The 22,049-nt window shown below is 37.7% G+C and carries 18 protein-coding genes; 1 reads left to right on the top strand and 17 read right to left on the bottom strand.

Going from position 1 to position 22,049, the window contains the following annotated elements:
- Positions 1 to 80: 80 nt before the first annotated feature.
- The 13 genes from pknB to ACSVDH_RS11165 all read right to left on the bottom strand — a co-directional run bounded on the left by pknB (position 81) and on the right by ACSVDH_RS11165 (position 15,479).
- Positions 81 to 2,090 carry a Stk1 family PASTA domain-containing Ser/Thr kinase gene (gene pknB, locus ACSVDH_RS11225; RefSeq protein WP_299087057.1) on the bottom strand — a complete coding sequence of 670 codons (2,010 nt, stop codon included), beginning with the start codon at positions 2,088 to 2,090 and terminating at the stop codon, positions 81 to 83.
- The gene (locus tag ACSVDH_RS11220) at positions 2,084 to 2,842 is read right to left on the bottom strand and encodes a Stp1/IreP family PP2C-type Ser/Thr phosphatase (protein WP_299087140.1); all 759 of its coding nucleotides are present in this window, start codon (positions 2,840 to 2,842) and stop codon (positions 2,084 to 2,086) included. Before ACSVDH_RS11220 ends, pknB begins: the two co-directional genes overlap by 7 nt.
- A gap of 5 nt (positions 2,843 to 2,847) precedes the next feature.
- Positions 2,848 to 3,936 (bottom strand): dual-specificity RNA methyltransferase RlmN, encoded by a 1,089-nt coding sequence (rlmN, locus tag ACSVDH_RS11215; RefSeq protein WP_518618296.1) that lies wholly within the window; start codon positions 3,934 to 3,936, stop codon positions 2,848 to 2,850.
- A gap of 11 nt (positions 3,937 to 3,947) precedes the next feature.
- Positions 3,948 to 5,303: a 16S rRNA (cytosine(967)-C(5))-methyltransferase RsmB gene (gene rsmB, locus ACSVDH_RS11210; protein ID WP_439249453.1), complete on the bottom strand. Its 1,356-nt coding sequence runs from the start codon at positions 5,301 to 5,303 to the stop codon at positions 3,948 to 3,950.
- A complete protein-coding gene (gene fmt, locus ACSVDH_RS11205) occupies positions 5,278 to 6,231 on the bottom strand; it encodes a methionyl-tRNA formyltransferase (protein ID WP_439249452.1) in 954 nt (317 codons plus the stop codon). The genes rsmB and fmt overlap by 26 nt, the downstream gene beginning before the upstream one ends.
- Before the next feature lie 5 nt (positions 6,232 to 6,236).
- On the bottom strand, positions 6,237 to 6,719 hold the full coding sequence (def, locus tag ACSVDH_RS11200) for a peptide deformylase (protein WP_439249451.1): 483 nt from the start codon (positions 6,717 to 6,719) through the stop codon (positions 6,237 to 6,239).
- A 151-nt stretch (positions 6,720 to 6,870) separates the two neighbouring features.
- Entirely contained in the window at positions 6,871 to 9,285 is a 2,415-nt protein-coding gene (gene priA / locus ACSVDH_RS11195; protein WP_439249450.1) for a primosomal protein N', read from the bottom strand.
- Positions 9,282 to 10,496 (bottom strand): bifunctional phosphopantothenoylcysteine decarboxylase/phosphopantothenate--cysteine ligase CoaBC, encoded by a 1,215-nt coding sequence (gene coaBC / locus ACSVDH_RS11190; protein WP_439249449.1) that lies wholly within the window; start codon positions 10,494 to 10,496, stop codon positions 9,282 to 9,284. Before coaBC ends, priA begins: the two co-directional genes overlap by 4 nt.
- A gap of 106 nt (positions 10,497 to 10,602) precedes the next feature.
- Complete coding sequence (gene rpoZ / locus ACSVDH_RS11185; protein ID WP_046514597.1) at positions 10,603 to 10,803, bottom strand: DNA-directed RNA polymerase subunit omega; 201 nt, start codon at positions 10,801 to 10,803, stop codon at positions 10,603 to 10,605.
- A gap of 2 nt (positions 10,804 to 10,805) precedes the next feature.
- On the bottom strand, positions 10,806 to 11,420 hold the full coding sequence (gene gmk / locus ACSVDH_RS11180; protein ID WP_299087138.1) for a guanylate kinase: 615 nt from the start codon (positions 11,418 to 11,420) through the stop codon (positions 10,806 to 10,808).
- A 14-nt stretch (positions 11,421 to 11,434) separates the two neighbouring features.
- Positions 11,435 to 11,698 (bottom strand): extracellular matrix/biofilm regulator RemA, encoded by a 264-nt coding sequence (gene remA / locus ACSVDH_RS11175; RefSeq protein ID WP_072580098.1) that lies wholly within the window; start codon positions 11,696 to 11,698, stop codon positions 11,435 to 11,437.
- A gap of 74 nt (positions 11,699 to 11,772) precedes the next feature.
- Positions 11,773 to 12,648 (bottom strand): YicC/YloC family endoribonuclease, encoded by an 876-nt coding sequence (locus tag ACSVDH_RS11170; RefSeq protein ID WP_439249448.1) that lies wholly within the window; start codon positions 12,646 to 12,648, stop codon positions 11,773 to 11,775.
- Between the two features lie 152 nt (positions 12,649 to 12,800).
- A complete protein-coding gene (locus ACSVDH_RS11165; protein ID WP_439249447.1) occupies positions 12,801 to 15,479 on the bottom strand; it encodes a calcium-translocating P-type ATPase, SERCA-type in 2,679 nt (892 codons plus the stop codon).
- A 254-nt stretch (positions 15,480 to 15,733) separates the two neighbouring features.
- On the opposite strand from ACSVDH_RS11165, the gene ACSVDH_RS11160 reads away from it, so the two are divergent.
- Positions 15,734 to 17,449, top strand: a complete 1,716-nt coding sequence (locus ACSVDH_RS11160) for an Rqc2 family fibronectin-binding protein (protein ID WP_439249446.1) — start codon at positions 15,734 to 15,736, stop codon at positions 17,447 to 17,449.
- 83 nt (positions 17,450 to 17,532) lie between these two features.
- Here the strand turns inward: ACSVDH_RS11160 and ACSVDH_RS11155 are convergent, their stop codons facing one another.
- The 4 genes from ACSVDH_RS11155 to ACSVDH_RS11140 all read right to left on the bottom strand — a co-directional run bounded on the left by ACSVDH_RS11155 (position 17,533) and on the right by ACSVDH_RS11140 (position 21,980).
- On the bottom strand, positions 17,533 to 20,202 hold the full coding sequence (locus tag ACSVDH_RS11155) for an SH3 domain-containing protein (protein WP_439249445.1): 2,670 nt from the start codon (positions 20,200 to 20,202) through the stop codon (positions 17,533 to 17,535).
- A 277-nt stretch (positions 20,203 to 20,479) separates the two neighbouring features.
- Positions 20,480 to 20,980, bottom strand: coding sequence for a precorrin-2 dehydrogenase/sirohydrochlorin ferrochelatase family protein (locus ACSVDH_RS11150; RefSeq protein ID WP_299087024.1), 501 nt, complete (start codon positions 20,978 to 20,980; stop codon positions 20,480 to 20,482).
- Positions 20,977 to 21,750, bottom strand: coding sequence for a sirohydrochlorin chelatase (locus ACSVDH_RS11145; RefSeq protein ID WP_299087022.1), 774 nt, complete (start codon positions 21,748 to 21,750; stop codon positions 20,977 to 20,979). The genes ACSVDH_RS11150 and ACSVDH_RS11145 overlap by 4 nt, the downstream gene beginning before the upstream one ends.
- Positions 21,747 to 21,980, bottom strand: coding sequence for a hypothetical protein (locus ACSVDH_RS11140; RefSeq protein ID WP_439249444.1), 234 nt, complete (start codon positions 21,978 to 21,980; stop codon positions 21,747 to 21,749). The genes ACSVDH_RS11145 and ACSVDH_RS11140 overlap by 4 nt, the downstream gene beginning before the upstream one ends.
- Between the last annotated feature and the right edge of the window lie 69 nt (positions 21,981 to 22,049).

The following is a 22,049-nucleotide window of genomic DNA, read 5'->3' as shown; positions in this document are numbered from 1 at the left end:
TAGTAAAAGTTTGTGATTTAAATGATCCTGATATACCAAAAATAATCGCCTTACCTCGAAATTAAAGCAATAAAACGGCATTAGTCTGTTGGATACGGGATAATTTTTGAGGTCACCACTTTACTGTCGATTAATACTTGGTAATATCCTTCATCTCCATGAGCGATTTTTAATACTAATCTTTTCGTTTGCGGACTTGTGATTTTAAAAGTTTCATATAAATCCGAAATGGAATGATCCACGTCATCAATATAAATAGAAACTTCGAGCTGTTGCCCCTCATGCTCTGGCTCATATGGAATTTCAACTATTTCTTCCACTGTTTTTGGTGGATCTGGTTCCGGCCCTAATGAATAGACTAGCTGCAGTGTTGTCTCTTTTGGAACAACCTCATCTCCAGCTTTAGGAGTTTGTGAAATAAGATGACCCTTTGGAATATCAGGTGAATAGCTTTCAGTTACAGTTGAGTAAAACCCATTTGTACTTATATATTCGTCGACCTGTTCTTTACTTTTCCCAACAAGGTTTTCGATTTTCACAAGCTTGGGTCCTGAGCTTACCGTTAATTCAATCGAGTCTTCAGATGGAATAACTTCATCCCCTACTTCTGGAAATTGGGCTAAAATTGTTCCTGCTGGCTGAATTTCATTTGACTCCTCTTTTACTTCAATATTTGAAAAACCTTTCATTTCAAGAATCGCTTTTACTCGGTCAATGTTTCTTCCTACATAATCCTCAAGCACAAATTTTTCTTTACCAGTGCTTTCATAAATGGTAATCATCGAACCTTCCTTCGTTATTTCAGAAGCTTCAGGATTTGTTTTAATAACATGTCCCTCTTCAATTTCCTCATCCGAAATTTGTACTGGCTCCCCTACTTCAAATCCTTCTTCTTGAAGGATTCTTACAGCTTCATCATAGGTTTCTCCAGATACATCGGGCACTTCAATATCCTTTGGCAGCAGCAAAGGGGGAATGATTGTAAAAGCAGCAACACCTGCTATTATTAAAACAATAAAAGTGGTAATAATAAAAGTGGCAAGCTTGCTTTTTCTTTTTTTCGGTTTCTTTTCTTTTTTCTGCTTTTGCTTCTTTTGCTGATTGTCCTGCTTCACTTCTGGCTTTTGTTCGTCAGATAGATTATTTGTTGGAGTGTGAACAATCGTATCATCAGCCTTATGCTGTTCCATCGTTTCATTTGTAATAATTGGTATTGCCTTTGTTGCTTCTTCATCATCAGGTATCGTGAATTTAGGCTCTGATAACCTGCTTACATCAAACGCAGTTTCAAGATCCTTTTCCATTTCTTCAGCTGAATCATAGCGATGAAAGGGATCTTTTGCTGTGGCTTTTAAAATAATATTCTCGATGCTTTGCGGGATATCAGGATTCCATCTTTTTGGAGATGGTGTTTCCGATTGCAAATGCTTTAAGGCGATGGAAATAGCCGTTTCACCATCAAATGGCAGCCTTCCAGTTAACAGCTCAAATAAAACGATTCCAATCGAATAAATATCCGATTTTTTATTTGCTAAACCACCTCTTGCTTGTTCTGGTGATAAATAGTGAATTGAGCCAAGCACAGAATTTGTTTGCGTGATTGTTGTTGAACTAAGTGCCATGGCTATTCCAAAGTCGGTTACTTTTACGTTGCCATCGTGATCAATTAAAATATTATGCGGTTTGATATCTCGATGAACAATATGATTATCATGTGCATGTTGAATGGCCGAAACAATTTGCACCATAATATTTACTGCTTTTCTCGGATGAATAGGAGCAAATTGTTGTATGTATTGTTTTAACGTTTGACCATTTACATACTCCATCACAATGTAATAAATCCCATCTTCTTCACCGACATCATATATGCTAACCACATTAGGATGGGCTAAGCTTGTTGCAGACTGCGCTTCTCTTCGAAATCTTTTAATAAATTCGTCATCGTTAGAAAAATCAAATCGCAACACTTTCATTGCAACTTCTCTTTCTAGAATCATGTCTTTGGCCAGATAAACATTTGCCATCCCGCCTCCGCCAATGACTTCCAGAATTTTATAACGACCACTAATTCTTTTACCTATTAGCACGGCTTTTCACCTAATTCATGATTTGCCGTCTTTCTTACAATCACAAGAGATATATTATCCTCTCCGCCATTTTCGTTTGCTAATTCCACTAACGTTTTTGCTTTTTCTGCAAGCGGCAGGCTATTTGAAAGCTGAAGCTGCATTTCCTGCTCAGATACCTTGTTCGATAACCCGTCAGAGCATAGTAGAAGCACATCATCTTGTTCAAATTCAATCGTGGATACATCTAATTCAACTGTTTGCTCGGTACCTAAAGCCCGCAACAGGACATTTTTTCGCGGGTGGTGTTCCGCATCTTCTTTAGTTATTTGACCAGACCTTACTAATTCATTTACGAGTGAATGGTCTTGTGTTACCTGTTTATAGCCACTATTATTTAATAAATAACAGCGGCTATCACCAATATGGCCGACCGTAGCGAAGCTTGTTGTAACAATCGCTCCAACGATCGTTGTGCCCATACCCTGACATTCCGGATTTGATAGTGAATGTTCATAAACGGCTTTGTTCACTTCCATTACTTTTTCAGTAAACCATGCCTCAGCATCTTGTGGACTCGCAATAGATTCCACTTTTTCCCATAAGACTTTAAAGGTTGAGATGGTCATTTGGCTTGCTATATCACCAGCCAGGTGACCTCCCATACCATCAGCCACTATGGCTAACACCCCTGCCTCGTTTTCAAAAACCCCAACACAATCTTCATTGTGCTGTCTAACCTTTCCCCTGTCAGTTAAATAAAAAGTTTCCACCATGATCACCTCGTCTCCTCTTTACGCTCCTTAGCTCGAAGTTGTCCGCATGCCGCATCGATGTCATGGCCTTGTTCTCTTCTTGTTGTTACGTTTACGCCATGCTTTTTAAGCGTATCTTCAAATAATTTGATTTGTTCTTTTGGTGTACGAACATAATTTCGTTCAGGTACATAGTTAACAGGAATAAGATTGATGTGACACTTCAAGCCTTTTACTAAACGTGCTAATTCTTCTGCATGTTCAACTTGATCGTTTTCACCGCCGAACAAACCATATTCAAAGCTGACCCTTCTTCCGGTTTTATTAATATAGTATTTTACAGCTTCCATTAAATCAGGAAGTTTGTATGCCTTATTAATCGGCATTAACTTTGTACGCAATTCAGTATTTGGTGCATGTAACGAAATGGCAAAATTGATTTGCAGCTTTTCATCTGCAAATTTATAAATTTTCGGAATAATACCACTTGTTGAAACAGTAATATGGCGAGCGCCAATATTTAACCCTTTATTATGATTGATAATTTTCAAGAAGGACATCATTTCATCATAATTATCAAATGGTTCACCGATCCCCATAATGACAACATGGCTGACACGTTCGTCAAATTCATCAAGTGCTTGTTGTACTTTTACGACCTGAGCAACGATTTCTCCTGCTTCTAGATTTCTTTTAAGCCCGCCAAGAGTTGATGCACAAAATGTACAGCCGATTCGACAGCCTACTTGGGTGGTAACGCAAACCGAGTTTCCATACTCATGTCTCATTAATACCGTTTCAATTGAATAGCCGTCATGCAATTCAAATAAAAATTTTATCGTACCATCCTTTGACGTTTGTTGAATAAGGGTTTTTAATGTTGTTAATGTAAAATGTTCACTTAATAACGCCCTTAAGTTCTTAGAAAGGTTCGACATTTCTTCAAAGCTTGCTGCTCGTTTGATGTAAAGCCAATCAAAAATTTGGTTCGCGCGAAAAGATTTTTCCCCCTTCTCTTTTAACCATTCCTCTAATTCATGCAATTCAAGTGAGTAAATCGAGGGATTATTGCTTATTTCTTTGCTGTCTTTTTTCGTTCTTGTTGCTTTTATCTGATCCAATTTTAACCCTTCTTTCGTAAACATGCTATATAAAAACCGTCTGATCCAAAATAATGCGGCAGCAGCTGTATCTCACCATTTTCAATATATGGGTGAAGCTTTTTCGGCAGGGTAACTGTTATGCTTTGATCACGTTCAAATTCTGGATGACTATCTAAAAACTTTTTAACAACATCACTATTTTCTTCATGATCAATTGTACATGTACTATAAACTAACACACCATTCCTCTTTAATAAAGGGGCAACAGCTTGTAATATACTGAACTGCAGGGAAGCAAGCCTATTAACATCTTCACCAGTTTTCGTATATTTAATATCAGGTTTTCTTCGAATTACGCCGAATCCTGAGCATGGGGCATCGACTAAGATACGATCAAAACTCTCTTTTTCAAACCGTTCTCCCGCTTTTCTGCTGTCTAAAGCTTCTGCTTTAATATTTTGCAATTGTAATCGGTCTGCTTGCTGTTTAATCAGCTTAACTTTATGTTCATGTAAATCCAGAGAATGAACGATTCCTGTTCCCTTCATTCGTTCAGCAATATGTGTGGATTTCCCCCCAGGTGCCGCACAAGCATCTAAAACTTTTTCTCCGGGTTGAGGGTTCAGTACTCTTGCTACTAACATGGAGCTCTCATCTTGAATAGTAAGCTTTCCTTCTTTAAATGCATCTGTTAAAGCAAGATTACCCTTCAGTCCTTTAATTGCATCTTCTGATAAGTCGCCGTATTCGATCATGATCCCTTTATTTTGCAACTCTTCCAACAGCCCTTCGACCGTTGTTTTTGTTTGATTCACACGAGCTGTTTGCGATGGAGGCAGTAAATTTTCTTCACACATTTTTTCTGTTTCTTCATAGCCAAATTGCTTTACCCATTTTTTCACAAGCCATAATGGATGGCTTGTTTTAATCGAAAGCTTTTCAATTGGATCCTTCATTTCTTCAAGATTTGGGATGCCTTCTCGTTGAACAGATCGAAGCACACCATTAACAAATGAAGCGATCCCTTTATGGCCGCGTTTTTTCGCAATTTCAACTGCTTCAAATAATACAGCTCTTTCAGGAATACGATCTAGATAGATCATTTGATATATGGAAATACGTAGTAAAATCTGTACCCATGCTTCTATTTTTTTTGCTTTTTTTAAAAACCCGGCTAAAAAATAGTCTAATGTTTCACGTCTTTGAAGGGTCCCATAAACAAGTTCCGTTAATAAAGCGATATCCTTCTCATTAACTTTATACTTATTGATCATCGTATTTAAAAGCAAGTTGCTATAGGCTTGGTTTCTTTCAATTTGTAGTAATGTTTCGACTGCTACATCACGGACATTAGTTTGTTGTTTTTTCATTGTCATCGCCTAACTTTTCCCCAACGGAAATGGTCGCACCTCTCAAATAATCTTCTCCGCTCATTTTCTTTTTACCTGCAGGTTGCAGTTCAGTGATTTTTATCGCAGTTTGATTGCCTGTTGCTACAACAAAACCATCATGGTCCATGCCAATAATTGTTCCAGGCTCAAAATCATTTTTATTTGGCATTTTTTCACCCCACCACAATTTCATCGTTTGCTTGTTATGTGTCGTAAACGCAACAGGCCAAGGGTTTAATCCACGGATTTGGTTATAAATCTCCTCACCAGACTTTGTCCAATCAACCTTTTCCTGTGCCCGTTTAATATTTGAAGCAAATGTGGCTTTAGAATCATCTTGCTTTTGCGGAGTAAGCTTGCCAGCGAGTAATAGCGGAATTGTTTCTGATAAGAGGTTTTCTCCAGCTTTACTTAGTTTGTCATGGAGAGTACCTACTGTATCCCGTTCTTCAATTTCTACTTCAACCTGTGTTAAAATATCACCGGCATCAAGCTTTTCTGCCATATACATGATCGTGATCCCTGTTTTAGTCTTCCCTTGCAAAATAGAATAATGAATCGGTGCACCACCGCGTAATTCTGGCAATAATGACGCATGGACATTTATACAGCCGTATTTTGGAGCTTCTAGTAGTTCATTTGGTAATAACTGTCCAAAAGCTGCAGTGACGATGAGATCAGGTTCTAATGAAAGGATATCATCTAATTCCTCCCGAATTTTTTCGGGCTGCAGCACTTTTATTTGATGTTTATCCGCTTCAACTTTAACAGGCGGGGGAGTTAATGTCTTTTTACGCCCTTTTGGTCTGTCTGGCTGGGTTACGACTCCAACAATGTCATAGCCCTCTTTCACGAGTCTGCGTAAAATCGGCACTGAAAAGTCTGGTGTTCCCATAAATACAATTCTTGTCATCCTATTCATCCTTCCGCACTTTCCAAATCATTTTCATCTAAATATTTTTCTACTTTGGATGTGAATAACACACCATGAAGATGGTCGATTTCATGTTGAATGGCCCTAGCAAGAAAGCCTTCAGCTTCAACAATTTTAACCTTCCCTTTACGGGTAAACGTTTTTACCTTTACATAATTCGCTCTTGTAACTTCACCAAATAATCCAGGAAAGCTTAAACATCCTTCAGGGCCTGTTTGTTCTCCGCGTACTTCAAGAATTTCCGGGTTAATTAACTCAATTGTTCCATGGTGATCATCAATATCCACGATGGCAATTTGTTTTGAAATCCCTACTTGCGGTGCAGCCAATCCAACACCGTCATTTTCAATCATCGTATCATACATATCTGCTAAAAGCTTTGTCAGCTTTCGGTCAAAAATAATTACCTTTTCACAAGGCTTTTCTAACACCTCTGCCGGATACATAACAATTGGTTTCACTGCCAAAAACATTCCTCCAAACTATTTAAAAGCGTAAGCACATTGTTGCTAGGAAAACATTGTACTTTTTGAATCAGTATAAATTTCATAACTGTACATGTATATAGTGCACACAAAACTAGGCGGTAAGAGCTTTAAATCGTTTTTTAGACCCTCGTTACATCATTGTATTAGGGCTTAAATCGATTGAAATCATTAATTGATCTGAACTCATATCTTGTTGATAGTGTTCAATTATTTTTTTAAATGTTCCATATAAGTTTTTTTCCCGCTTGTATTTTACCATGCATTGGTATCGATATCTATCTTTGATCCGCGGGATAGGTGAAGCAACCGGTCCTAGTATTTTTGTTTCGTCTTCAACGTTTCTTCTTAAAAATTTGACAATTTGTTCTGTAACAGCTACAACTTTCGTTATTTCCGGATGTGAAATGGTGAGAAGAGCAAGATAATAATAAGGCGGATAGGCATGATTTTTTCTGGCTAGCATTTCTTGCTGATAAAACAAATCATAATCATACTGGCTTGCTAATTGAATGCTATAATGCTCAGGTGCATATGTTTGAATAATAACCTCTCCCGGCAGTTCATGTCTTCCTGCTCTGCCGCTAACTTGAGTTAATAGCTGAAAAGTCTTTTCGGCTGCACGGAAATCAGGAAGATTAAGCATTGTATCAGCAGTCAACACGCCAACAAGTGTTACATCAGGGAAATCAAGACCTTTTGCAATCATTTGTGTTCCCAATAAAATATCTGCCTCTTTATTTCCAAACTGAGTTAATAGCTTTTCATGGGCGCCTTTTCTTCCAGTTGTATCCACATCCATTCGAATAATGCGTGATTGTGGCAAAACCTTGACTAATTCCTCCTCGACACGTTGTGTTCCCGTTCCAAAGAAACGAATATGCTCGCTTTGGCACTCTGGACAAACTGATGGCATATGTTCTTCATAGCCACAATAATGACATTTTAGCTGTTGTCCATGCCGATGATAGGTAAGGGAAATATCACAGTGCGGGCATTGAATGACATAGCCGCAATCACGGCACATGACGAAGGAAGAATAACCTCTTCGATTAAGAAATAACACCGATTGTTCTCCTTTTTTCAGCCTATCAGTTAATTTTTCAATTAACGATGTTGAAAACATGCTTCGGTTGCCATTTCTTAATTCTTCCCGCATATCAACAATTTCAACATTTGGCATTGATCGTTTATTTACTCTCTCTTTTAAGGTGAGGAGTTTGTATACACCCTTTTTTGCTCGTGCAAAGGATTCGAGAGTTGGAGTTGCACTGCCTAACACAACTGGACAGTTGTGAAGCTGTCCACGATAAATGGCAACATCACGGGCATGGTAGCGAGGATTTTCTTCTTGTTTATAACTTGATTCATGCTCTTCATCGATAATAATCATACCAAGATTTTCAAATGGAGCAAAAATGGCAGATCTTGCTCCAACAACAAGTTGAACTTCTTTCCGCTGAATTTTACGCCATTCGTCATATTTTTCACCTGTAGAAAGGCCGCTGTGTAGGACTGCCACTTTTGAGCCAAAGCGGCCTTTAAATCGATCCACCATCTGCGGGGTTAGGGCAATCTCCGGAACAAGAACAATTGCTTCTTTACCGTTTTTAAGCACCTCTTCGATTGACTGCAAATAGACCTCTGTTTTCCCGCTTCCTGTTACCCCGTACATTAAAAAGACATCATGGCGGTTCTCTTTAATTGTTTTGAGGATTGGTTTTATCGCCCGCTGTTGTTCAAGATTTAATGATAAACTGCTTGTCTTTTTAAATTCTTTATTTTGAAAAGGATCACGGTATACTTCTTTATGTTTTTCAATAAGGATTCCCTTTTTGATTAGTGCTTTTACAGAGCTGTCTGACGTATTTAATATAGTCAATAAGTCTTGTAATGGTATTTCATTTATTTGATGTTCAAGAAAATAGGTGATAATTTCACTTTGTTTTTTCGCATTTGCAGGAATTTCATTCACAATTTGAGATAATCTGGAGAAAGATTCCTTTCGTTTAATATACTTAATAGTTTTTTTATTCCCTTTTTGCTTAACCTTATAAAAAACCTCAACATGCCCTGCTGCAATTTCCTTTTTAATGATGTTAAGCGGAACAGCCTGTTCGATTTCTTTTAAATCAACCTGCATACTTTTTTGAAAAAACGGCTGAATGTCTTCCGATAAATTGGATGAATCCTCTGTCACCATTCTTAGTACCTTACCATATTTCGCCTTCATGGCAGCAGGAAGCATGGCTTGGAATGCAGAAATTTTAAAACACAATGTTTTCTCGGTTAACCATTGGCCAAGTTGAAGGAGCTCAGTTGTTAAGCAAGGTGTTAAATCCAACAGTTCGGAAATAGCTTTTACTCGTTTGAATTCTGAGTGGTCCTTAGTCTCAATGACAAATCCTTGAACCTTTCGCGGACCAAAAGGAACGATGACTCTAATACCTGCTGTTACTAGCTCTTGCCACTCTTCAGGTATTTTATAATCAAATGCCCGATCCGTTTGCATGGCTGGAACATCAACAATGACACTTGCATATTTCATTTACCTTGCTCCCTTAAAAGCATGTGGACTTTTTCTAAAAGTTTTTTGGCTACATCATGCTTTGACATTAATGGAAGCTCAAGCTTTTCAAGGTTTCTCTCATAAATGGTCACAATATTTGTATCTGTTCCAAATCCTGCTCCCTCAGCGGTGACATTATTTGCGACAATCAGGTCTAAATTTTTTGTCTCTAGCTTTTTCTTTGCATATTCATCAATATTGCTGGTCTCTGCAGCAAAGCCTACTAAAAGCTGATGTTGTTTTAACTTCCCTAATTCTTTTAAAATATCAGTTGTTCTCTCCATTTCAATCTTAAGGTCATCCTGTTGTTTTTTCAGCTTTTGATCATAGGTGTCGCGTGGACGATAATCTGCAACAGCAGCCGATTTGATCACAACATCTGAATGAGGATAGTTGGCCAGCACTATTTCATACATTTCCTTTGCAGATTCAATTTGAATCGTTGTTACATTCTCCGGGGGTGTAAGATTCGTCGGACCAGTAATTAATGTAACATTTGCTCCGAGCATTTCAGCTACTTCTGCAATTGCATACCCCATTTTTCCAGAAGAATGATTAGTAAAATACCGTACAGGATCGATTTTTTCCCTTGTAGGTCCTGCAGTTATTAATATCTTTACATTCTTTAACGGCATGCCCAAGTCGAGTTTTGCAAAATGTTTATTTAGGAGGGCAATAATTTTCTCCGGTTCTTCAAGTCTTCCTTTACCAACATAACCACAAGCTAGGAAGCCTTCACTAGGCTCAATAAACCGATAACCATAATCAAAGAGAGTTTTAATATTCTTCTTTACTGCTGGATGATCATACATATGTACATTCATAGCTGGAGCGATCCATACCTTTGCAGTTGTTGCCAGCAATGTCGTTGTCAGCATATCATCAGCAATGCCGTTTGCAAGCTTGCCAATTGTATTCGCCGTTGCAGGAGCAATTAAGACGATATCTGCCCAGTCGGCTAAATCAATATGTGCGATAACCTTAGAATTTTTCTCATCGAAAGTATCAAAAAAAACATCATTCCGTGAAAGCGCCTGGAAGGTTAACGGTGAAACAAATTCCATCGCAGAATTGGTCATAATAACCTTGACTTCAGCACCAGCTTGTACTAATTTGCTTGTTAGGATGCAGGCTTTATATACTGCAATCCCCCCGCTGACACATAATAAGATTTTCTTACCAGCTACCATTCTCTCCACCTACTTTAATAACGAATTCCCTTCTTATATTACCAATAACTTTTCACTTACTGAAAAAAATAACAACCTCTGAAAAGGTTGTTATTTTTTTAAAGTTTTATTTCTCTGGTCTTTGATAATTTAAAAGTCCTGCATTAATTTCTTCTAAAGCCTTCCCAACATATTTATATGATACAGGCTTTGCTATTTGCTGGTCACTTAGCTCCTGCATTTCCCGTGCACGTTTTGCCGCGACAGTTACAAGCGTATATTTAGAATCTAATTTATTCATTAAAACATCAATAGATGGATATAACATAATTATTCAACCTCCAGAATTTTTTTATACCGCGGAGCAACACGTTCGCGACGACAGTGCTCTGCTGTTACGATCGCTTTTATACGCTCGCAAGCTAATAAGACATTATCATTTTCTACAACATAATCATATGCATCCATCATGACAATTTCCTCTTTAGCTACTTTCATACGATTGTTGATTAACTCCTCAGATTCAGTTCCTCTTGTTACAATCCGATTTTTTAATTCATTTAAGCTGGGAGGGCTAAGGAAGATAAATAACCCTTCAGGAAATGCCTTTCGAACCTGCAGGGCACCTTGTACTTCTATTTCAAGAAACACATCTTTCCCTTCGCTCAATGTTTTCTCTACATAATCAACCGGTGTTCCGTAATAATTTCCAACGTATTCAGCCCATTCCAATAGTTTATTTTGGGCAATTAACTTCTCAAATTCTTCTCTCGTTTTAAAGAAATAATCGACCCCATCAACTTCTCCTTCACGGGGCTTTCTAGTTGTCATTGAGATGGAATATTCAAATTTAGTATCCTCTTGTGAAAATAATTCTTTTCTAACTGTTCCTTTTCCTACACCAGAAGGTCCTGACAGGACAATTAACAAGCCTCTTTCTTTTATCAAATTTCTACTCCCTACCCTTCATCTGATAGCTCATCTTTTGTAGATAGCCTTTGTGCAACTGTTTCCGGCTGTACCGCTGAAAGGATAATATGATCACTATCCATAATGACAACGGCTCTAGTACGGCGTCCATATGTTGCATCTATTAACATCCCTCTGTCCCTGGCATCTTGAATAATTCGTTTAATTGGAGCTGATTCAGGACTAACAATCGAAATGATACGGTTTGCTGAAACGATGTTTCCAAACCCGATATTGATTAGTTTAATGCTCATATGTATGCTCCCCCTAGTTCAGGACAAAACTATTTTTGCCTTATTAGCCCATTTATAATCAAAGGTCTAATAACCTATTCTATATTTTGGACTTGTTCTTTTATTTTTTCAATAATACTTTTTAATTCGACAACATCTTTTGCAATTTTTCCATCATTTGCTTTGGAACCGATTGTGTTTGCTTCTCTATTCAGCTCCTGAACAAGAAAATCAAGCTTTCTGCCAATCGGACCGTCTGCTTGTAATGATTCTTGAAACTGATGGATATGGCTATGTATTCTCGTTAATTCCTCACTTATATCCGCTTTATCAGCAAAAAGAGCTACCTCTGTTAAAATTCGATTCTCATCAATCTTTCCAGAGACAAACTCTGTTACGCGTTTTTCAATTCGTTCCCGGTATTGATCAACAACTTTTGGAGCCAATTTTTCAAGATTCACCACGATTTCTGTCATTGCCGCAAGCCGATTTTTTACATCAATCGCAAGCTGCTGCCCCTCAATTTGTCTCATATCTGTTAACTGTTTAACAGCAGCCTCAACAGTTTGTAAAAGCACGGTTTCAATTTTTTCACTTACCGTTGCTTCGTCTCGAATGTCTATGCCCTCACCAAGTGAAAGAATCTGACTTAAGGTAATTTCATCATGAAAAGAAAATCGTTCCTTCAATTGCTGCAATGACTGAACATATTGCGTTAGTAAGTTCCAGTCAATTTGAATAGACCGCTGTGCAAGAGATTCGCCTTCAAAGTTGATGTAAACTTCAACTCTTCCTCTATTCACAGATTTGGAGATAAGCTTTTTTATCCTATCCTCCATACTCATGAACTGTTTCGGCATTTTTAGATTAATATCTAAAAAACGATGGTTAACTGACTTGATTTCAACCGTAATAAGACTTGAATCGATTTCTTTGCTTGAATGGCCAAAACCAGTCATACTTACTACCATTATGTACCACATCACTTTCTATAAGAAAAGCGCCAGTGACTTTGATTATCCAAAACCACTAATAGTCACCTATTAATAAAATATCATGTTTTTTAGTAAACAAGCAAAGGGGATGACTTTTCGGGTCACCCCCTTTAGGATTATATCATACTCTATGACGATTTTCTTGTTAAAAGTGATCCAGCAAGCAAAAAAGTTGGGATAGCAGATAAACCTAAAACTAATAACCAATCTCTTGTCATAATCGGTAATGTATGGAAGATTGGTTGCAGCGGTGGATAATAGATTACAACAAGCATTAGGAGAATCGAAGAAATAACCGCTCCGATTAAATACATATTTTCAAAGGGATTTCGTTCAAAGATTGATTTTTCACTTCGACAGTCGAATACATGGATCAGCTGGGCCATAACAAGAGTTGCGAAGGCAATGGTTTGAGCATAGGCAAGCTCATTTGGATTACGGTAATACACGATCATAAAAGCAGATAATGTTGCAATACCAATTAAAAATCCGCGCGAAACTACTTTCCAGCCAAGACCTCTTGCAAATACCCCTTCTTTTGGATGACGCGGTTTTCGTTTCATTAAGTCGCCCTCTGGTTGATCTAAACCAAGAGCCATTGCTGGAAGGCCGTCTGTCACTAAATTCACCCAAAGAATTTGAATAGGAACAAGAGGTAATGGTAAAGCAAGGATCATAGCAAATAACATGACAAGAATTTCTCCAACATTGGAAGCTAACAAGTAACGAATAAATTTCCTAATATTTTCGTATATATTTCTGCCTTCTTTAATCGCTGATTTAATGGTTGCAAAATTATCATCAACTAAGACAAGCGAGGATGCTTCTTTTGCAACATCCGTCCCTGTTATCCCCATTGAAATCCCGATGTCGGCTGCTTTAATCGCAGGTGCATCATTGACACCATCACCTGTCATTGCGACAATATGACCTCTATTTTGCAGCGCTTTGACGATTTTCAGCTTATGCTCAGGTGAAACCCGTGCAAATACATAGACATCATCAACAACTTCCTCAAGCTCTTCAACAGATAGCGCTGATAAATCCTTTCCTTCCATTACACTGCCGTTTGTAGGAAGAATATTTAATTGTTTTGCAATGGCTTTTGCTGTAATAACATGATCGCCAGTAATCATAACCGTCTTAATTCCTGCATCCCGACATTCCTTTACTGCTTGTTTTACTTCGGGACGCGGCGGATCAATCATTCCTTGTAAACCAATGAAGACCAAATCTTTTTCTGCTTCAAAACTTGTATTTATTTTGTCAGCTGCTTGTAATGGTTTGAAAGCAATGGCAATGGTACGTAAAGCTTGAGAAGCAAGAGCCTCAATGGCTGTTTTTACCTTTGCCTCGTAATCCCGATTTAGTCTCTCTTGTTTTTCATTCCATAAGATGTCCTTCGATAGCCCAAGAAGAACATCAGGTGCTCCCTTTGTTACGACAAATCGCTTTCCTGCTTTATCTTTAATAATTACACTCATCATTTTTCGAGCTGAATCAAATGGAAATTCCTCAATCACTTCAAAATTTCGCATCAATATTTCCTTATAAAGTCCGGCCTTCATTGCAGCTACTAATAGAGCCCCTTCTGTAGGATCACCATCTAAACGATAATCTCCTTCTTTCTCAATGATGGACGCACTATTACACAGAGCACCAAATGTCAAGATTTGCTGCAAGGTTTTTGTTTTAGCTACATCCACTGCTCGGTCATGATAGAGGAACTCTCCATGCGGATGATAGCCAGTACCACTTACATTCCATTGTCTTTCTCCAGACCATACATGTGTAACCGTCATTTTATTTTGTGTCATCGTTCCTGTTTTATCAGAACAAATAACAGACGCACAGCCCAATGTTTCTACAGCTGGCAATTTTCGTACTATTGATTTTTGCTTAATCATTCGCTGAACACCAAGTGAAAGGGCGACTGTTACAATCGCTGGCAAACCTTCAGGAATCGCTGCGACAGCTAATGATACCCCAGCTAAAAACATATTGTAAAGGTCATGTCCCTGAAGTACGCCAATCCCTACAACAAGCACAGTTAAGAAAAGAGCAACAACAATTAGGATTTTTCCTAATTGTTCTAAGCGGCGCTGCAAAGGTGTTTCCATTGTTTCAGCATTTTGCAGAAGATCGGCTATTTGGCCCATAGCCGTATTCATCCCTGTACCTACAACAATTCCTACTCCGGATCCTCTTGTGACAAGAGTCCCCATAAAGACCATGTTTGTTAAGTCACCAATCCCGACTTCCTTGCCGGCAATGGGCTGAGTTGATTTTTGAACAGGAAGGGACTCACCTGTCAGAGCGGATTCCTCTACCTCCAAGCTTTTCGCTTCGATTAAGCGCATATCCGCACCGATTCTGTCACCGCTTGTAAATTTTACAACATCACCAGGAACAAGTTCCTTAGAGAGAATTCTCATCCACTCTCCGTCTCTTAAGGCCATTACCTGGGGTGCGGAAAGCTCTTTTAAGGCTTCAAGCGACCTTTCCGCCTTTCTTTCTTGAAAAAAACCTAGTACGCCATTGACAATGACAATAGCAATGATTGCAATAGCATCAATGTATTCTCCTAATAACCCGGAGATTAGTGTTGCTGCTAATAATACTAAAACCATAAAATCCTTAAATTGACTTAAAAATACGATAATAGCCGAAGGGCGGTCAGCCTCTTTTAATTCATTGTAACCAAATTTCTGTTCTCTTTTTTGAACCTCCTTACTAGTGAGTCCTAAATCACTATCCGTATCAATTGAATTCATTACCTCTTCTGATCTCATTTCATGCCACTTCATGAATCCTCTACACACCCCTTAAACAAAAAAATTTTGCCTTTGATATACCGCATTATTACGCTATAAGTCTTGCTCTAATGGTTTTAGCATTTTGAGATGCCATGGCAGCTTTAGAGTTCAGTCGCTCTTTTACCGCTATAACACAACTTATTCAGACTCGTCCAAAAACATGCTATAATTAAAAACATAAAATTTTGTTAGATACACGCTCATTCGTATTCGAACGATGCACGTTGTCAGAAGGAGTTTATACTATGTCATTCGATGGGTTATTTACATATGCCGTAACGAAAGAATTAAAGGAAGCACTCATTAATGGAAAAGTGACAAAAATTCATCAGCCCTATAAATATGACCTTATCTTTCAAGTTAGGGCAGGAGGAAAAAATCATCGTTTGTTTCTTTCCGCCCATCCCAGCTATGCAAGAATTCATTTAACAAATGAGAGCTATGAAAATCCTAGTGAGCCTCCGATGTTCTGTATGCTTTTGCGAAAGCATCTAGAAGGCGGGGTGATCGAAAATATAGAGCAGCTTGAAATGGAAAGAATCATTATGATCGATATAAAAAGTCGCAATGAGCTTGGAGATTTGACAGAAAAGCGGATAATGGTTGAAATAATGGGGAGACATAGCAATATTGTTCTCATTGATAAAGAACGGAATATGATCTTAGATAGTGTGAAGCATATCTCTCCTGCTGTTAATCGACATCGAACGGTGTTACCAGGTAATGAGTACGTATTACCGCCGAGTCAGGGAAAATTAAATCCATTTAACGCAGATGAAGAAACCGTATTGAAAAAGCTAGACTTTAATTCCGGTAAAATTGATAGTCAGATTGTACAGCAGTTTGCTGGTATCTCTCCTTTATTTGCAAAGGAAGTGATTTATCGGGCGGGGTTGGTCAATCGTACAACCGTCCCGAAAGTATTCTTATCGATGGTAGAAGAACTTAGAAATCATCAAATCCAACCTCAGATTTTTTACCAACTAAATCGCGAACTATTCTATATCATAGATCTCTCACATTTGGAATCCAATGAGAGCAAATTGTTCCCGACAATTTCAGAATTACTGGATCGCTATTATTATGGGAAGGCGGAACGGGATCGTGTAAAGCAGCAAGGAAACGATTTAGAACGATTTATTGTGAATGAAAAGAAAAAAAATGAAAATAAAATCAAGAAATTACAAACTACTCTTTACCAAGCGGAAAAAGCAAATCAATTTCGAGTTTATGGTGAACTATTAACAGCAAATTTATATGCCCTGAAAAAGGGAGATAAAACGGCTGAAGTAATCAATTATTATGATGAAAACAGCCCAACAATTACGATTCCGTTAGACGTTCAAAAAACACCATCAGAAAATGCTCAAAAGTATTTCTCAAAATACCAAAAAGCAAAAAATTCTGTTGAAGTTGTTCAAGAGCAAATAAAAATTGCCCGCAACGAAATCGAATATTTCGAAAGGTTAATTCAGCAAATTGAGTCCGCTTCACCAAAGGATTTAGAAGAAATTCGTGAAGAATTAATGGAAGGAGGTTATGTAAAACAAAGGCAATCGCGAAATCCTAAAAAGAAAAAATCGCTAAAGCCGAGTTTAGAGCTTTATCTTTCAAGTGATGGAACTGAAATTTTAGTTGGTAAAAACAATAAGCAAAATGAATACTTAACAAACAAATTAGCTGCACGGGATGATATTTGGTTCCATACAAAAGACATTCCGGGCTCACATGTTGTCATTCGAAGTAAATATCCAACAGATGAAACGATTTTGGAAGCTGCGAACCTAGCTGCCTATTTTAGTAAAGCGAAAAATTCAAGCTCAGTCCCAGTTGATTATACAGCCATCAGATACGTCAAAAAGCCTAGTGGTGCAAAGCCGGGATATGTGATATATGAAAATCAGCAAACAGTATATGTGACACCTGATGAAGATTTAGTATTCCGATTACGAAAAGGATAACTCTTATTTCCGAAGTCATTCCAAAGGTCAGACGTAAAGAAAAAAGCAACTGCTACTCATCATCCAGTTGCTTTTTTCTTTATCTATTCATATTTATATGCAGGAATATCAAATACGAGTTTATACGAATCTATCAACTTATATAAATTGTAAATTTGATTAACTTGCTTTGCTGCCCAGCCGATGTCTGTGGCATATTGGTTGGAGGCATACCCATGTATTATACTGGAGCTTGGATTCCAGCGCATTTTATAAAGAGTATCCTGTCCTTTATTTATATAGCCATTTGCGATAAACTTTGCGCCTCCAATGATTGCTGCCTCTTTTGTAAACCAGCCGGCTTGATAGGCATATTGTGCCCCGCTGCTAATGGCTGAACCATCATATGCGCCGATTCCATACATGTTATAAACAGTTTTACCATTAACTTTTACACCTTTTGAAAGCTGGGAAGTTCCATTCCCTGTTTCTAATAGGGCATGTGAAATCAAATAGATTTCATTTACATGATAGGTTTCGCCTGCAGTAATAAAAGCAGAAGCTAATCCTTCCAAACTTCCTTTGCCGGCAAGTATTCGTTCATTCACTTCAGAAGCAACTAGATTAGCAGGTACTGATAGTTTAAGAAATTGCAAAGAGTCAACAGTAGAACTTAAAAAATTATTAGGGTTTAAATAATAGTGAACATCTTCTGGGCTTGCATTCACCCATGTTTTGTTATAGTCAACTTGGTACCAGTTATAGCCATCCGTACCCTTAACCTTTGAAATGATGTTCAATCGATCCCCGCCATTTACTTTTCCAACTACCCAAAATGATGTTCCAGCTCCGCCTCTTACATTCCAAGAAGATCCCTTTACTTTAGCGGTTGTAGAATTGATCAGTGTTAATGCATCTTCTCTTAAATATGTACTGTATTTTTTATCTGTTTGGGGATTAGCAGCCATTTGAGCTAAGGTCAAATCACTTAACGTTATATCATACTGTTCAGATATTTTTTCTACCTCTTCATTGGATGTATTTGGCTGATATGGTTTAGTTGTCGACAAATATTGTGAGCTTACATAACCTGTCTTCCCGTTTGCAGAAACCCTTGCCCAATTTTTTTCTTCCGAATACACGGTTACTATTGTACCTCTAGCAAGTTTTGTGATAATGGAAGAGTTGGTAGATGCTGCTGATCGCATATTCAATGAGGAGCCGAACATAACATTGACATATTTTTCACTCACTTTGTCTTGCGTGTTTTCATGCAGATCAGAACTGCTTTCTTCTTGTTTTTCACCTTCTTTATTTGATGAAAGGTATTGCGAACTTACATACCCGATCTTTCCGTATGCTTTAATCTTTGACCAACCATTTGCTTCAGAAAATACAGTGACTTCTAACCCTCGTGGAAGCTTCACCATAATAGATGAATTAGTAGATGCACGATTGCGCATATTTAAACTTGAACCAAGTTCTACTTTGACATATTTTGTTTCTGTTGTTTGTTCCTGATCAATAGCCTTATTCTCATTAGATTTTATTGGTGTAAGATATTGTGAACTTACATATCCTTCTATATTTCCGGCTTTTATTTTAGACCAGCCTGCTTGTTTTGCAGAAACAAGCACCTCAGTCCCCTTTTTTAATTTACTAATCACTGTCGCACTAGTTGCTGGTGATTTCCTTACATTTAAATTTGAATTTATACTTACATCGACATACATCGTTTCATAGTTTGTTTGTTGTTGAGCATTTTCGGGTTCGTTTGGATTTAAAGAAGATAGGTACTGACTTCTCACATAGCCTGTCTGACCAAATGCTTCCACCTTTGACCAGCCCTTATTTTCCTCCAGCACCTTAACTTCCTTTCCTTTAGCAAGCTTAATAATAATGGAAGCATTTAAAGAAGGGGCTTTTCGCATATTTAGCGCCCCGCTTTTTACATTAACATATTTTGAAATAGTCTTTGATGTTTCTGTCTTAACCGGGTTTGCTTCTGAATTTTTCGATGTCAAATAACGGGAACTTACATACCCTTCCTTTCCTGCTGCCTTGACCTTTGACCAGCCGTTTGCTTCTGAATAGACTGTTACGTCCATTCCCTTTTTTAATGATGTAATCACTTGGGAGCTTGTTGATGGATTACTGCGTAAATTTAGTGAGCCGCTTTTTACGTTAACATATTTTGAAATGGTTTTTGATGTTTCTGTCTTAACCGGGTTTGCTTCTGAATTTTTCGATGTCAAGTAACGGGAGCTTACATACCCTTCCTTTCCTGCTGCCTTGACCTTTGACCAGCCGTTTGCTTCTGAGTAGACTGTTACTTCCATTCCCTTTTTCAATGATGTAATCACTTGAGAGCTTGTAGACGGATTACTGCGTAAATTTAGCGAGCTGCTTTTTACATTGACATATTTTTTTGTGATCTTGGCTGATTCAGTTTTAGCTGGGCTCACACTTTGATTTCCCAATGATAAATAACTTGATCTTACATACCCTTCTTTTCTTGCTGCCTTGACTTTTGACCAGCCATTTGCTTCTGAATAGACCGTTACTTCTGTTCCCTTGATTAAAGTTGCCAGAACAGTTGCATTTGTTGATGGTGTTTCTCTTAAGTTGAGAAAGCCACTTTTAATATTTACATATTTAGTTTCAGAATGAAGCGCATTTTCGCCGGAATTTTTCTGATCAGCAAATACCGTTTCTTCAAAGGCGACTGTAGACAAAACCGCAACACAAACAGTAGGTAATAGTACCTTATTCATACTTCCTCCTTACTACTTATCATTTACTAATATATGTATCTTGAACACTAGTAATCTTTCATAAAAGTGCCCAAAATTAGTTTAGCACAATTTGCCAATGATTATAGCGAACTATGTCTAAAATAGGTAAAAATACCTATAAATTTTCTTGAAACTTTTAAAAACTAGTTTACTAATTTTCAATTATGTCTAGCTGTTTCAAAACGCCTAAAAATCAACAGTCATTATTTACAAGGGCAAAAAAATGGATGAACTTCTAAAAGTTCATCCATTGTTCCTACCTATTTTGTTTATGATTTTTACGTAATTCATACATTTTATCTAATTCATTTATGAAGCGATCATCAAATTGCTCTGATAGCTGTTCACAAATTTGTTTTGCCAGCTTTGGGCTTGCCCCATTCGTAGATACAGACAGAGTTAATCTGCCTTTTTTTACCGATTTCGGAACAATTACATTTCCTTTTTCAGCTTTGCTAACGACATTTACAAGCTGATTTACCCCAGCTTGTTCAGCGATCCATTCATTAATTGACGGATCATTGGTTGCGGCAATAATCAAAAATACCTGCTCTAAATCTGCTTGTTCGATCTCTTTTTTGATCCAGTGCAGTTTGTTCTGTCTGGCGTACTCCTCTATTTCAGGGATTACTTCAGGACTAATCAAGGTAATGTTAGCACCTTCATGCAAAAAAAGTAAAAGTCTTCGAAAAGCAATTTTGCCTCCGCCAACGATAAGAATCTGCTTTCCCTTGACATCAATGTGAAGTGGAATCATAGCATTATTCCTTCATCAAAATTGAATTCACCATTTTTATTAACAATCGCTTCATTTATACGTTCTAAAAAAAGTTCCAGCAGTACTGGGTGCGGTCCAAGATATGAACAAATCTCGATGCTGCGTTCTTTCCAATCATACTTTTTAATCTTTTGGTCAATTTCCCTTTTTAATAATCCTGTAAAAATCAAATAAGGAATAACAAAAATTGACTGTTCATTTGTATGATAAATATCTTCTATCATTTGGTCAAAGCTCGGTTCAGCAGCCGTTAGAAAGCAAGTAAAAACATCTTTTACAGTTGTTTGATGATTAAGCAGCATTGAAATTTGATTTAAATCCCGAACAACATCCATATCACTGCTTCCTCTTCCTACGAGTACCGCAACCGAAGATGCTTTAATATCAGCCTTTTCCGTCATTTTGTCGACTAACATATTTGCCAGTCTTCCATCGACACCGATTGGCCTTCCATACGTTACAGAAACATCAGGATACTTAGTCTTCACATGTTTTATCTCTTCTGGAATGTCCAATTTAGCATGAGCAGCTGTTAATAAAAGCAATGGAATAACCGCAATATGAGTTGCTCCTTTTTCAACACATGTTGTAAATCCAACCTCAATTGAAGGTTCAGCTAATTCCAAAAAACATACTTCCTGAATATCCGCCTCTACCTGCGGTTTTACCTTTTCAATAAATTGCATCGCCTCTTCACGAGCTTTTGGTACACGACTACCATGACAAACATATAATACAGCTTGTTTCATAACAATAGTGCCTCGATTCGAGTAATTTTTATTAACATATCCTCATACCATCTAAGTTTATCCCATAAACCGACAACTTTACCAACGATTATAATACTTGGATCAGTAAAATAATGCTTTGCAGGGTAATTGATTGATTCAAAGGGGATCTTATGAATGGCTAAGGCTTCAGCTTTTCCTATACCGCTACCAAATACAAATTGATCTCCAACTACATTAACCTTAGCCATCCTGTCTCCCCCTTTCTTTTTTCATCTAGTATATCATGTTCCAATTAAAGCTTGGCAGGCTTGTTTAAT

This window comes from Metabacillus sp. Hm71, from assembly GCF_051842955.2.
Taxonomy (GTDB): domain Bacteria; phylum Bacillota; class Bacilli; order Bacillales; family Bacillaceae; genus Metabacillus.
Note: the sequence above shows the minus strand (reverse complement) of the source record. Positions and strands in the feature narration are given on the sequence as shown.